The organism is Actinoplanes couchii, assembly GCF_016862075.1.
Taxonomy (GTDB): Bacteria; Actinomycetota; Actinomycetes; order Mycobacteriales; family Micromonosporaceae; genus Actinoplanes; species Actinoplanes couchii.
Window position 1 is genome coordinate 105,310 of record NZ_BOMG01000084.1, and the last position, 12,524, is coordinate 117,833.

Sequence of the window (12,524 nt, forward strand, 5' to 3'; positions counted from 1 at the left end):
TCACGCACCGGTACCTCCCCGATCGGCGGATATGGTCGACAAGTGCTCGTTGTTCACGGGGGCTGGTCACCGGGCCGGCTGATCATCTGGGCCGAGGATCCCGCGCTGCCCTCGACCACCACCTCCCGGGCCCGGTCCCGGCCGCACCCGTTCGCCGCCCCGGATCCCGGGTCGGTCATCGAGGCCGGCCGGGCCGAGACCGTCCAGCTCACACTGCCCAGCACCGGCCGCGCCCCGGTGCCGTCGCCGGAGACCGGTCTCGACGCGACAGCCCGCGGTCTCAAGCTCGCCACCTGGACGGTTCCGGCACTCGTCGTCCCGGCCGAGGAGGCGCTGGCCGTCCTCGCGACGCTCACCGACCCGGCGCCGGACCGGCCGTGGATCGCCGGGCCGTCGCTGCGTTACCTCGGCCTGCTCGCCGGCTACGCCTGTGACCTGGCCCGGCGCGGCCGGATGCTGCCGCAGCTGGTGACCGAGGCGGGCGTTCCGGCGGCCCGCTGGCGCCCGGTGCTGACCGGGTCGGACGCGGCCACCTTCAAGGACTTCGCGGCCGGGATGCCTCCCGTGGTCCGCGCCTCCGGCGAAGGACAGTCCCTCGGCCGTACGATCCGGGACGCTCTCGCCGCGATGCTGGACAGCGCGGCCCGGTCGGTCATGCCCGAGCGGATCATGGTGGGTCCGCGGCCCGGCCCGAAAGCGGCCCTCAGCGACCGCTGGCTGTCCGCGCTCACCGGCGATCCGGCGCTGCCCGGCGCCGCCGACGCCGACGTGCGTGAGCTGCGAAAAGCGCTCGACGACTGGATGCGGGCGGCGAACGAGGCGAACGGGCCGATCCGGGTCAGCTTCCGCCTGATCGAACCGCAGCCGGACCCCGAGTCCGAAGCCTCGCCGGACGAGTGGGCGCTGGAGTTCGCGCTGCAGTCGGCCGAGGATCCCGGGCTCTATCTGCCGGCCCGTGACCTGTGGGCGGGTGAGCGGTTCCCCGGTCTGCCCCGGCAACCCGACGAGACGCTGCTCGCCGGGCTCGGGCGGGCGGTCCGGCTCTTCCCGGTGCTGCACACGGCCCTGCTCGAACAGCGGCCGGCGGCGATGCGGCTGAGCACCGGGGAGGCGTACGAGTTCCTCCGGCAGACCGCGCCGCTGCTGCAGGCGGCCGGGTTCGGGGTGCAGCTGCCGGCCTGGGCCGGGCGCAAGGCGGTGGGTCTCAAACTGACCGCCCGGTCGAAACCGAAGTCGAAGGCCGGGGCGTCCCGGGCGGTGGCCGACTCCGGGTTCGGGCTGGAGCAGCTGGTCGACTTCCGGCTCGACCTGGTGATCGGCGAGGGCGCGGTGACCGCGGAGGAGCTGGCCGAGCTGGCCCGCGCCAAGATTCCGCTGGTCCGAGTGCGGGGCCAGTGGGTGGAGTTGGACGACCGGCAGCTCAAGGCCGCGCTCAAGGCGGTCGGGCGGCGGCGCGAGGGCGAACTCACCGCCGGCGAGGTGCTGCAGCAGGTGGTCGACGGCGGGGACGAGGACCTGCCGCTGGTCGAGGTGGACGCCGACGGTGACCTGGGCGATCTGTTGTCCGGGCAGGCGGCCGACCGGCTCACCCCGCTGCCGACGCCGGACGGCTTCCAGGGGACTCTCCGCCCGTACCAGGAAAGGGGCCTGTCGTGGTTGAACTTCCTGGGCCGGCTCGGGCTGGGCGGGATCCTCGCCGACGACATGGGCCTCGGCAAGACCGCGCAGACACTGTCGCTGCTGCTCACCGACCAGCCGTCGAAGACCCTGCTGATCTGCCCGATGTCGCTGGTGAGCAACTGGGTCAAGGAGGCCGGGCGGTTCGCGCCGGAGCTGCGGGTCTACGTGCACCACGGCGGAACCCGGCGGCGGGACGAGGATTTCCAGGCCGCGGTGGCCGGTGCGGACCTGGTTCTCACCACCTACGGGACTGCGCTCCGTGATCTAGAGACATTACGCAGCGTGAATTGGAGCCGGGTCGTCTGCGACGAGGCACAGGCGATCAAGAACAGCGGCACCCGTCAGTCGCAGGCGGTCCGGGCGATCCCGGCCCGCACCCGGCTGGCCCTGACCGGCACGCCGGTGGAGAACCATCTCGCCGAGCTCTGGTCGATCATGGACTTCTGCAATCCCGGTCTGCTGGGCCCGGCGAAACGGTTCCGCCGCCGTTTCCAGGAGCCGATCGAGAACCGGCAGGACGAGGACGCCACCGCCGCCCTGAAACGGGCCACCGGACCGTTCGTGCTGCGCCGCCTCAAGACCGACAAGAGCATCATCTCGGACCTCCCGGAGAAGAACGAGATGAAGGTGTGGTGCTCGCTCACCCCCGAGCAGGCCACCCTCTACCAGGCCGTGGTCGAGGACATGATGGCCGAGATCGAGAGCACCGAGGGCATCCAGCGGCGCGGCAACGTGCTGGCCGCGATGATGAAACTCAAGCAGGTCTGCAACCATCCGGCCCATCTGCTCAAGGACGGTTCCCGGCTGCCCGGGCGGTCCGGCAAGCTGGCCCGGCTGGAGGAGCTGGCCGACGAGATCATCTCCGACGGGGAGAAGGCGCTGGTCTTCACGCAGTACGCGGAATGGGGCTCGCTGATGCAGCCCTACCTGGCCGCGCACACCGACCGGCCGGTGCTCTGGCTGCACGGCGGTCTGAGCAAGGCCCGCCGCGACGAGCTGGTCGAGCGTTTCCAGACCGACGACGAGCCGATGATCTTCCTGCTCTCCCTCAAGGCCGCCGGCACCGGTCTCAACCTGACCGCCGCCAACCACGTCGTCCACTTCGACAGGTGGTGGAACCCGGCGGTCGAGGACCAGGCCACCGACCGGGCGTTCCGGATCGGGCAGTCCCGCGACGTGCAGGTCCGCAAGTTCATCTGCACCGGCACGCTGGAGGAGAAGATCGACGCCATGATCGAGCGGAAGAAGGCGCTCGCCTCCGCGGTCGTCGGCACCGGCGAGCAGTGGATCACCGATCTGAGCACCGACCAGCTGCGCGAACTGTTCTCGCTCGACACCTCGACGGTGCGGTGATGGCCTTCTTCGAGAGCGGCCGCCCGATCGAGGTCGACGGAGGGCTCGCGGTCCGGTCGAAACGCGGCAAGATCGGCGAGCAGTGGTGGTCCCGGCGATTTGTCGACGTACTGGAAAAGGTGTGTGATCCGGGTCGTCTGTCGCGGGGACGGGCCTATGCGCGCAAAGGGCAGGTCATCGACTTCGCCCTGACGCCGGGGCAGGTGCAGGCCCGGGTGCAGGGCTCGCGTCCGGCGCCCTACCAGGTGACGATCAAGATCGAGCATTTCGGTACGGACCGGTGGACCGGCATCGTCGAGCAGCTCGGCGCCCGGGCGCTCTACCGGGCCGCGCTGCTGGCCGGCGAGATGCCGCACGAGATCGTCGACCTCTTCACCGAACTGGGCCTGCCGCTCTTCCCCGACCGCCTGGACATCGCCTGCTCCTGCCCGGACTGGGGAATCCCCTGCAAACACGGGTCGGCGGTGCTCTACGTGCTGGCCGAGGCGTTCGACGACGACCCGTTCCTGGTGCTCGCCTGGCGTGGCCGCGGCCGCGACGAACTGCTCGGCGCGCTGCGCGGCACCCCGGAACCCGAGGACACCGTCGATCCGCTGGCCGTCGACGACGAACCCCTCGACGACCGGCTGACCGACTTCTACTCCCCGGCGATCAGCCTGGGCCGGCTCCGGGAACGGCCGGCCCGGAACACCACCCCGCCGGAGCTGCTGTTACGGGCGCTGGACGCCCCACCGGTCAAGGTCCGGCACGTGCCGCTTGTCGACGTGCTCCGCCCCCACTACCGCGATCTAGCTGAAGGAACCCCTGATGAGTGAGATGACGTACCGCAGGCTCGGCGACTCGGGCCTGGTGGTGTCCGTGGTCGGCATCGGCTGCAACAACTTCGGCCGCAAACTCGACGCCGACGGCACCCGCGAGGTCGTCGACGCCGCCATCGACCACGGGATCAACCTCTTCGACACCGCCGACATCTACGGCACCCCGCACGGGTCGTCCGAACACCTGCTCGGCGCCGCGCTCAAGGGCCGCCGGGACGAGGTGGTGCTGGCCACCAAGTTCGGCATGGACATGGAAGGCATGAACGGGCGGGACTTCGGCGCCCGTGGCTCGCGGCGCTACATCGTCCGGGCCGTCGAGGCGTCGCTGCGGCGGCTGGAGACCGATCACATCGACCTCTACCAGATGCACGAACCCGACCCGGCGACCCCGATCGAGGAGACCCTGGCCGCGCTCGACGACCTGGTCCGCTCCGGCAAGGTCCGCTACCTGGGCAACTCGAACTTCGCCGGCTGGCAGATCGCGGACGCCGACTGGACCGCCCGGGGCGGCAACCTGACCCGGTTCGTCAGCGCGCAGAACCGGTACAGCCTGCTGAACCGGGGTGTCGAAGCCGAAGTGGTGCCGGCCTGCGAGCAGTTCGGGCTGGGTCTGCTGCCGTTCTTCCCGATCGAGGCGGGACTTCTCAGCGGCAAGTACCGGCGGGGTGCGCAGCCGCCCGCCGGCAGCCGGATGTCGACCGAGCGTTACCGGTCGTGGCTGGCCGGCGCCGACTGGGACACCATCGAGGCGCTCACCGCCTTCGGGGCCGAGCGTGGCCACAGCCTGCTGGACGTGGCGATCGCCGGGCTGGCCGCCCAGCCCGCGGTGGCCAGTGTCATCGCCGGCGCCACCACCGCCGAGCAGGTCCAGGCGAACGTGACGGCCGGGACCTGGCAGCTGGACGCCGCCGACGTCGCGGCCCTGGACGCGCTGCTCTCCTAGGGCCGGTCTTTGCCGACGTCTTTCTCAGACGTCGTCTTTCTCAGACGTCGGCAAACCGGGGACCGTCGGCCGGGAGCGGAGGCACCTCGCCGCGGTCCGCCGCACGCCGGGCGAACTCCCGGACGCCGGCGATCTGCCGCTCACCCAGCGAGAAGTCGAGCACCCGGAAGTAGTTGGCCAGCGTCGCCGCGTCGAACGGCTCCCAGCGGGCCGCCGCCTCGGCGACCTCGTCCAGCTCGGTCAGGCACAGGTCACGGGACCGCTGGAAGGCCTCGTGCACCTCCTTGACCAGGCCCGGGTGAGCCTCCGCGAAGTCCTTGCGGACCGCCCACACCGCGAAGACCATCGGCAGGCCGGTCCACTCCTTCCACGCCTCGGCCAGGTCGATGACCTGCAGTCCGTTACCGGGCGCCTCATACATCGCGCGGAGCGCCACATCGCCGATCAGCACACCGGCGTCGGCTTCCAGGAGCATCTGCGACAGGTCCGGCGGGCACCGGAAGAACTCCGGCTCGGCGCCGTAGTGCTCGCTCAGCAGCATCTGGGCCAGCATCACCCCGGTCCGGGAGGTCGAGCCGAGAGCCACCGGCCGCCCGTCCAGCTCGGCCGGCGGGCGGGTGGAGACCAGGTTGACCGACAGCACCGGCCCGTCACTGCCGACCGCCAGATCGGGCAGCAGGAGCAGCTCGTCGGCATGCCGCAGATACTCCACCAGGGTGATCGGGCCGATGTCCAGATCACCGGCGACCAGGCTGGCGCTGAGCCGCTCCGGGGTGTCCTTGTGCAGGTCGACGTCGATCAGGGCGCCGGATCGCATCAGCCCCCAGTAGATCGGCAGACAGTTGAGGAACTGGATGTGCCCGACCCGGGGCCGACGGACGCTGTCGCTCATGGTGCGACGGTATCTCCGGCTCCGGCACAGCCGCCCCGGCACGTGTCCCATATCGCAGGAAACAAGATCAGCCGGCCACCGGGGCGGGTGAGTCGCGGGTGACGCGTGGTTCCCGGGTGGTCCGGACCAGCGGCACACAGGCCAGCGCGGCCAGCAGACCGGCCGCCCCGGCGCCGGCCACCAGCACCCGCGGATCGAAGAGCTCGACGAGTGGCCCGGCCACGAAGAAACCGGCGATGCCCGCCGCCTGCACCGACGCGCCGTAGACCGAGAACGCGCGGCCGTGTGCCTCGGGGCGCACCCGGCTGACGATCAAGACGTTGGTACTGACGTTCAACAGGCCGTTGAAGAAGCCGCCGACCATCCAGGCCGGGATCAGCACCCAGGCGGAACCCGCCGTCGCGCCGCCGATCAGCACCGCCAGGCAGGCGGCGGCCAGCAGCGCGAGCACCGTGCCGACCGTGCGCCGGCGCTCCGGGATGCGGCTGCCGAGCGGGCTGCCGAGCAGCATCCCGGCCGACCACGACGCGGACACCAGGCCGTAGACCGTGGTGGAGGCGCCGAGGGTCTCCCGTACAAAAAAGACATCGAAGACGTTGATCGCACTGACCCCGGCGACCACCGCCGCGACCGCCACCGTCATCACCGCCAGCGTCCGGTCGTCCCGCAACCGGAACGCGGCGGTCACCGCCCGGTCCGCCGCCGACGCACCGTGCCGCCGGGTGCGCAGCAGCAGGCCGATCACCACCAGGGACAGGTAACTGACCGCGGCGATCAGCAGCGGCACCCGCGGCCCGGTCTGCCCGACCAGCACGCCGGCCAGGGCGGGCGCGGCCAGCATGCCGATCTGGCTCGCGCTCTGCACGATGCCGCTGGCCCTGGCGAAATCCGCCTGCCGCACCATCCGTGGGACCAGCGCGGACAGCGTCGGCTGGGTGATCGACAGGCCGCAGGCCAGGGCCGCGACCAGGGCGACGATCACCACCGGGTGGGTGGTGAAGGCCAGGGTCGCGCAGATCACGGCCTGGGCCGAACCCACCACCACCAGCAGCGTACGACTGTCGGCACGGTCCGCGAGCCGGCCGGCGACCGGTGCGAGCAGCGCGATCGGAAGGGTGGCCGCGAGCAGCAGGCCCGCGACGGCGAGCCCGCCGTGGCCGGCCGACTGGAGCACGAGGGCCAGGGTGGTGGCCGCGAGGAGTTCACCGCAGACCGCGATCGCCCGGCCACCGGCGACCAGACGGACGTCGGCCCAGCGCGATTCGGCAGATGTGAAGGACATACTTCGAAAGTATTCCTTCACATCTGCTTTAGGCAACCCCGCCGATGTGTCGCCTTCCGGCTCAGCTTTTTGGAAAAGAGACGTACTGGATCACCACGTGCCGGGCGTCCGCCGGCGCCCCGTCCCGCCGGGCCCGCACCCGGTAAGGGTCCATCAACGCCCGCACCCGGTTGTTGATCTCGGCCAGTTCCTCGGCCGTGACCAGGATCTGCGAGCCCATCAGGGCGCTGGACTCACGCCACTCCGGCGGCTCCTCGTCCTGCCGGCCCAGCCACTCCTGGATACGCACCCGGTCCCGGTTCAGGTAGAGATCGACCAGGGCGTGCTCGGCCGCCATCGACTCCGGGACGCTGGTGTCCCCCGCGAAATCGAGCGTCGAACTCACCGCCTGCCACCGGCGCTCCCGCCCGTCCCCGCGACCCGGGGCGTGCTCGACCAGCCCGTACTTCGCGAGTTCCCGCAGGTGGTAACTGGTCGCACTGGGCGACAGCCCGACCAGCGCGGCACACTCGGTCGCGGTCACCGAGTCCCCGGTCACCGCCAGATGATCGATGATCTCGATCCGCGCCGGATGAGCCAGCGCCCGCATGGTCCGCGCGTCACTGATCCGCCCACCGGCCGCACTCTCCCGCTCCGCCATCCCCCCATTCTCGCCAGCACGCCCCAGCCCGCCTCCGGCAGCTCTCAGGCGACCTTCATCTGCTCGTCCCCGAAGTCGGCGACGAGCCGCAGAGTTCCCCCCAGCGCAGAGATGTATCGACCCAGCACGTCCTGGGTGGAGACCGAGCCGGCTTCGATCTGCGACACCCTGGCTACCGAGATCCCCATCTGCTCGGCGACCTGCACCTGCGTCATCCCACGCCGCTTGCGTAGTTCGACCAGGCGCCAACCCCGCGCCTCATTCAGGATCTGCTGGACCCCGGCCTCGAACGCCTCGAGCCCTCCAGCGGTGCTGATGGCCCGCTCACGATGATCCGTGTCTCGCCAACGCTTCGTTCCCATCAGATCTCCTCCTGCCGCTCTTTCAGATAGAGGGCATAGCTCTGTTCGGCCTCAGGTATGGCGGTGCGGTACCAACGATTCCACTTCCCCGCCTTGTCGCCTGCCACCAGCAGAATCGCTTCCCGCCACGGATCGAAGAGAAAGAGAATCCGGACCTCCGACCGCCCGGACGACGGCGGTCGTAGCTCCTTCAGGCTAGACAGATTGGACGTGACCAGGGAATCCACCAATGGTCGCCCTTCCGCTGGGCCGTTGCTCTCCAGAATCTGGATCGTCTCGTTGACGAGCCGATGGGTCACGCGGTCCGTTTCCCACAGATCATCGAGGAAGCACTCGACCTGCCGCGTCATATTGATCTCCCACTGCACTGCGCAGCCTCCCCATGAAGTTAACATTATCCTTAACCTCTGGGATTTGCCGAGACAAATTGAGTAGACCGGACGAGTGAATGCCGTAGGGTTGAGGACCGCTTGACGGCCGTGGTGAGCATGCACCGCAGCGGGCGTCCCCGCGCCGTGGGGCGGCCGACACGCCCTCGCGGATACGCGAGCGACCTCGATCGCTGTGAACCGAGGACGATCTGTGCCCACCACTGATCTGGACACCGAACTCGCCGCCGAGCGGCACCATCTGGAGAGTTCCCGGGCCGCTCTGCGCCGGATGCGCGACCGGGCCCAGGCCCTCTTCTCCACCGGTGACAAGGTCGCCGGTGACGCTTACACCGCAGAGCAGCTGGGCCGGCACATGGCCCGCCGGGTCAAGGAGCTGGCCGACGACCCGGACACGCCGCTGTTCTTCGGGCGGCTGGACATCGACGAGAGCCCGTACCACGTGGGCCGCCGGCACGTCACCGACGACGCCGGCGAGCCGATGGTGCTGGACTGGCGGGCGCCGCTGTCCCGCTCGTTCTACCGGGCCAGCGTGCGCGACCCGCAGGGGGTGGCGACCCGGCGCCGGTTCGGGTTCGTCAAGGGCGAGCTGACCAGTTTCGAGGACGAGCACCTGGACCGGGGTGAGGAGCTGGGCACCACGTCCCGGATCCTGACCGCGGAGATCGAGCGGCCTCGTGTCGGCCCGATGCGGGACATCGTCGCGACCATCCAGCCGGAGCAGGACGAGCTGGTCCGGGCCGATCTGGCCGACTCGATCTGTGTGCAGGGCGCGCCGGGCACCGGTAAGACCGCAGTGGGCCTGCACCGGGCCGCGTACCTGCTCTATCTGCACCGGGAGCGGCTGCGGAAGTCGAAGGTGCTGATCGTCGGCCCGAACACGGCGTTCCTCTCCTACATCTCGGCGGTTCTGCCCACGCTGGGCGAGGTCGAGGTGCAGCAGTCCACCCTGGACGACATGGTGGGCCGCGCGGTGGTCAAGGCGGTCGATCCGGCCGGGGTCACGGCAGTCAAACATGACGTACGCATGGCCGAGGCCCTGCACCGGGCGCTGTGGGACCGGATCGCGAAGCCGGTCGAGCCGATCATGGTGTCGGACGGTTCGTACCGCTGGCGGATCGACGTGGAGCCGTTGCAGCGGATCGTCGACGAGGCCCGCCGGGAGGGGCTGCCGTACGCGGTCGGCCGGGAACGGGTCCGCGCCCGGGTGGTCAACCTGCTGCAGTTGCAGTCGGAGTACCGGACCGGGAACTCGCCGAACGACTCGTGGCTGCGCCGGATGAGCCGGATCGCCCCGGTCACCGGTTTCCTGGAGGCGTGCTGGCCGGCGGTCACCCCAGAGTCGCTGGTGGTGGCGCTGCTGACCGACCCGTCGATCGCCGGTGACGTGCTCACCGAGGCGGAACGGGAGACGATCCGCTGGGTGAAGCCGCCGAAGACGGTGAAGTCGGCGAAGTTCAGCACGGCCGACCTGGTGCTGATCGACGAGGCGGCCGGCCTGCTCGACCGGGAGGCCAGTTTCGGTCACGTGGTCGTCGACGAGGCGCAGGATCTGTCGCCGATGCAGGCGCGGGCGATCGCCCGGCGCAGCGAGCACGGGTCGATCACGCTGCTCGGCGATCTGGCGCAGGGCACCGCCCCGTGGGCCACCACCGACTGGCGGGAGATCCTCGTACATCTGGGTAAACCGGATGCGGCGGTGGTCCCGTTGACTGTGGGGTTCCGCGTACCGGAAGCCGTGGTTGCTCTTGCCAACCGCCTGTTGCCGGCGCTCGGGGTGAACGTCCCGGAGGCCGTGTCCCTGCGCCGGGACGGCGATCTCGCCGTCATCGATGTGGCGGAGCCCGCCGATCTGGACCCACGGACCGTGGCGGAGGTGACCGCCGCACTCGCGCACGAGGGATCAGTAGCGGTCATCGCGGCGGACACCGCGGTGGATCGGCTATGCGGTCACCTGGACGCGGCCGGGATCGAGCACGCGACCGCCGACGACGTGGACAGCCCGGCGCGGGTCCGGGTGGTCCCGGCGACGCTGGTCAAGGGCCTGGAGTACGACCACGTCATCGTGCACGAGCCGGCCGACATCGTGGCCGCCGAGCCGAAGGGCCTGAACCGCCTGTACGTGGTGCTCACCCGAGCCGTCACCCGCCTTTCGGTATTGCACTCGAAAGCCCTTCCGGAAGCGCTTAGGCTTCCGTGATGCCCCGTATCGGTGTCATGTTCGATTGCAATCGCGCCCCCGAAGAGCTCCCCGGGTTCGCCGCCGCCCTCGACGAGGCCGGAGCCGACGACCTGTGGGTCGTGGAGGACCTGGGCTGGAACGGTGGCGTCAGTGCCGCCGCCCTGGCCCTGGCCGCCACGTCCCGCCTGCGGGTCGGCATCGGCATCGCACCCGCCCCGCTGCGCAACCCGTCGCTGCTCGCCATGGAGATCGCCACCCTGGCCCGGATCCACCCCGGTCGCATCGTGGCCGGAATCGGTCATGGTGTTCCGGCGTGGATGAAGCAGATCGGCGCCTACCCGAAGTCGCCACTGTCCCTGTTGGAGGAGAACGTCGTCGCCGTCCGCGGCCTCCTCAACGGCGAGACCGTCACCCTGGACGGTCGTGAGGTGCACCTGGACGGTGTGAAGCTGGTGCATCCGCCCGCGGTGGTCCCGCCGGTCGTCACCGGTGTGGTCAAACCGAAGGGGCTGGAGCTGTCCGGCCGGGTCGCCGACGGGACGATCATCGTCGAGGGCCTGAGCCCGGAACGGATCACCGAGGCGATCGCCACCATCCGCAGCGGTGGCGCCGGCGACGACCACGAGATCATCAACTTCACGTTCCTGCACGTGGAGGACGATCCGTCGAAGATCGCCAAGATCCGGGAGACGGCGCTGACCGGGCAGGCCGGGTTCCTCGGGGTGCCGGTCGAGGAGGTGTTCGGGCTGATCGGCCCGGCCGCCGACGTACCCGCCAAGGTTCAGGCCCTCGCCGACGTCGGGTCGAGCACCGTGGTGCTGCGCCCGTTCGGCGACGACCACCTCGGGCAGGCGCTGGCCGCGCTCAAAGCCCTCGGTCGCTGATCCTGATCATCTCGCTCTCCGGCAGGGCCGGGTTGGCGGCGGCCGCCGTCGCCACCCAGTCCTCGTCGTCGGCCAGCAACTCCACGATCAATTCCGGTCGCAGCGCCGGGTGGGCGGCGGCGATCCGCCGGGCCTGAGCATCGGCCAGACAGAGTTCCAGCGCGTCGGCTGTCGCATCGGCCCGGCCGGCGATCTCCCGGAACACCTTCCGCACCGGCGGCAGGTGCCGGGCCAGGTCGAACAGCAGACCGGGTGAGGCGTCCGGGTTCGCGGCGACCCGGGCGATCACCCGGGCGCCGTGCCGGGACACCATGTCCCGCAACAGTTCCTCGGAAAAACCAGGGTGCGGGGCGACGGCTTTCACCACTTTCGCGTCCGGATCGCGGGCCAGGCGGTCGCGAATTTCCGGCGGCAGGTCGCGACGTTCCGCCAGCAGCATCCGCAGTTGCGGCGACGGGCTGTCGGCCAGTTCCCGAACCTCGTCCGGGCCGGCCGCGGCGATCCGGGGCGGCACCAGGTCACCGCCACCGATCCGGGACGGCACCGGGTCACCGCCACCGATCCGGCCCGGACCGGCGAGGACATCGATCGGCACCGACGGGTTCCGCGCCGCCCGCCACCGCACCTTCGAGAATTCATCCGCACCCAGCCGCCGGATCGCCGCCTCGGACAGGGCCGGGTTCGCCGCCACCGCGGCCCGCACTGCCGGCCACGGATCGGCGGCCAGCATCTCCGCCACCGCGGCCGGAAGATCGGCCCGCCCGGCGAGCGTCCAGCGCACGATCGGCGACGGATGTGCGGCCAGCGCGACCACGTTCTCCACCGGTGTCGCCGAGTTATCCACAGCCTTGACCAGCAGATTGTGGATAGCGGACTGGTGGGTACCGTCACAGGCGGCGTCAGGTGGCAGGCCACAATCCACATCCGGACAATTCGGACTGTGGACAAACGGGACCGGCTTCCGCACACAGACCGAACACCTATCCGGCGGCGCGTCTTCCACACCCCTGTGCACAACGGGGCCAGCACCGTCCCCACGCCGATCCGCCGCCAACAGGCCTGTCGGCGTCAGGGTGGGTGGTGCCAGGCTTGGCGGTGG

Annotated in this window: 11 protein-coding genes; 5 read left to right on the plus strand and 6 right to left on the minus strand. The window is 70.4% G+C overall.

The window, feature by feature from the left end:
* Window positions 1-42 precede the first annotated feature (42 nt).
* Genes Aco03nite_RS33880 through Aco03nite_RS33890 form a run of 3 tightly spaced genes read left to right on the plus strand, consistent with a single transcriptional unit; the run spans window position 43 to window position 4,794 of the window.
* Window positions 43-3,033: a DEAD/DEAH box helicase gene (locus Aco03nite_RS33880; RefSeq protein ID WP_203802490.1), complete on the plus strand. Its 2,991-nt coding sequence runs from the start codon at window positions 43-45 to the stop codon at window positions 3,031-3,033.
* A complete protein-coding gene (locus Aco03nite_RS33885) occupies window positions 3,033-3,848 on the plus strand; it encodes an SWIM zinc finger family protein (protein WP_203802492.1) in 816 nt (271 codons plus the stop codon). Before Aco03nite_RS33880 ends, Aco03nite_RS33885 begins: the two co-directional genes overlap by 1 nt.
* Entirely contained in the window at window positions 3,841-4,794 is a 954-nt protein-coding gene (locus Aco03nite_RS33890) for an aldo/keto reductase (protein ID WP_239145666.1), read from the plus strand. The genes Aco03nite_RS33885 and Aco03nite_RS33890 overlap by 8 nt, the downstream gene beginning before the upstream one ends.
* A 40-nt stretch (window positions 4,795-4,834) precedes the next feature.
* Here Aco03nite_RS33890 and Aco03nite_RS33895 read toward each other — a convergent pair whose 3' ends face one another.
* The 5 genes from Aco03nite_RS33895 to Aco03nite_RS33915 form a co-directional block, all read right to left on the minus strand.
* Window positions 4,835-5,686, minus strand: a complete 852-nt coding sequence (locus Aco03nite_RS33895) for a menaquinone biosynthetic enzyme MqnA/MqnD family protein (protein WP_203802495.1) — start codon at window positions 5,684-5,686, stop codon at window positions 4,835-4,837.
* 67 nt (window positions 5,687-5,753) lie between these two features.
* Window positions 5,754-6,968, minus strand: coding sequence for an MFS transporter (locus tag Aco03nite_RS33900; protein ID WP_203802497.1), 1,215 nt, complete (start codon window positions 6,966-6,968; stop codon window positions 5,754-5,756).
* Window positions 6,969-7,029: 61 nt separating this feature from the next.
* The gene (locus tag Aco03nite_RS33905; RefSeq protein WP_203802499.1) at window positions 7,030-7,608 is read right to left on the minus strand and encodes an ArsR/SmtB family transcription factor; all 579 of its coding nucleotides are present in this window, start codon (window positions 7,606-7,608) and stop codon (window positions 7,030-7,032) included.
* 44 nt (window positions 7,609-7,652) lie between these two features.
* Complete coding sequence (locus Aco03nite_RS33910; RefSeq protein WP_203802501.1) at window positions 7,653-7,970, minus strand: helix-turn-helix domain-containing protein; 318 nt, start codon at window positions 7,968-7,970, stop codon at window positions 7,653-7,655.
* On the minus strand, window positions 7,970-8,365 hold the full coding sequence (locus tag Aco03nite_RS33915) for a type II toxin-antitoxin system RelE/ParE family toxin (RefSeq protein ID WP_203802503.1): 396 nt from the start codon (window positions 8,363-8,365) through the stop codon (window positions 7,970-7,972). The genes Aco03nite_RS33910 and Aco03nite_RS33915 overlap by 1 nt, the downstream gene beginning before the upstream one ends.
* A gap of 187 nt (window positions 8,366-8,552) precedes the next feature.
* Between Aco03nite_RS33915 and Aco03nite_RS33920 the strand changes: the two genes are divergently transcribed.
* The gene (locus Aco03nite_RS33920; protein ID WP_203802506.1) at window positions 8,553-10,559 is read left to right on the plus strand and encodes a HelD family protein; all 2,007 of its coding nucleotides are present in this window, start codon (window positions 8,553-8,555) and stop codon (window positions 10,557-10,559) included.
* The gene (locus tag Aco03nite_RS33925; protein ID WP_203802509.1) at window positions 10,559-11,425 is read left to right on the plus strand and encodes an LLM class flavin-dependent oxidoreductase; all 867 of its coding nucleotides are present in this window, start codon (window positions 10,559-10,561) and stop codon (window positions 11,423-11,425) included. Before Aco03nite_RS33920 ends, Aco03nite_RS33925 begins: the two co-directional genes overlap by 1 nt.
* Here Aco03nite_RS33925 and Aco03nite_RS33930 read toward each other — a convergent pair.
* A complete protein-coding gene (locus Aco03nite_RS33930; RefSeq protein WP_203802512.1) occupies window positions 11,406-12,269 on the minus strand; it encodes a hypothetical protein in 864 nt (287 codons plus the stop codon). The genes Aco03nite_RS33925 and Aco03nite_RS33930 overlap by 20 nt on opposite strands.
* Window positions 12,270-12,524: the final 255 nt, after the last annotated feature.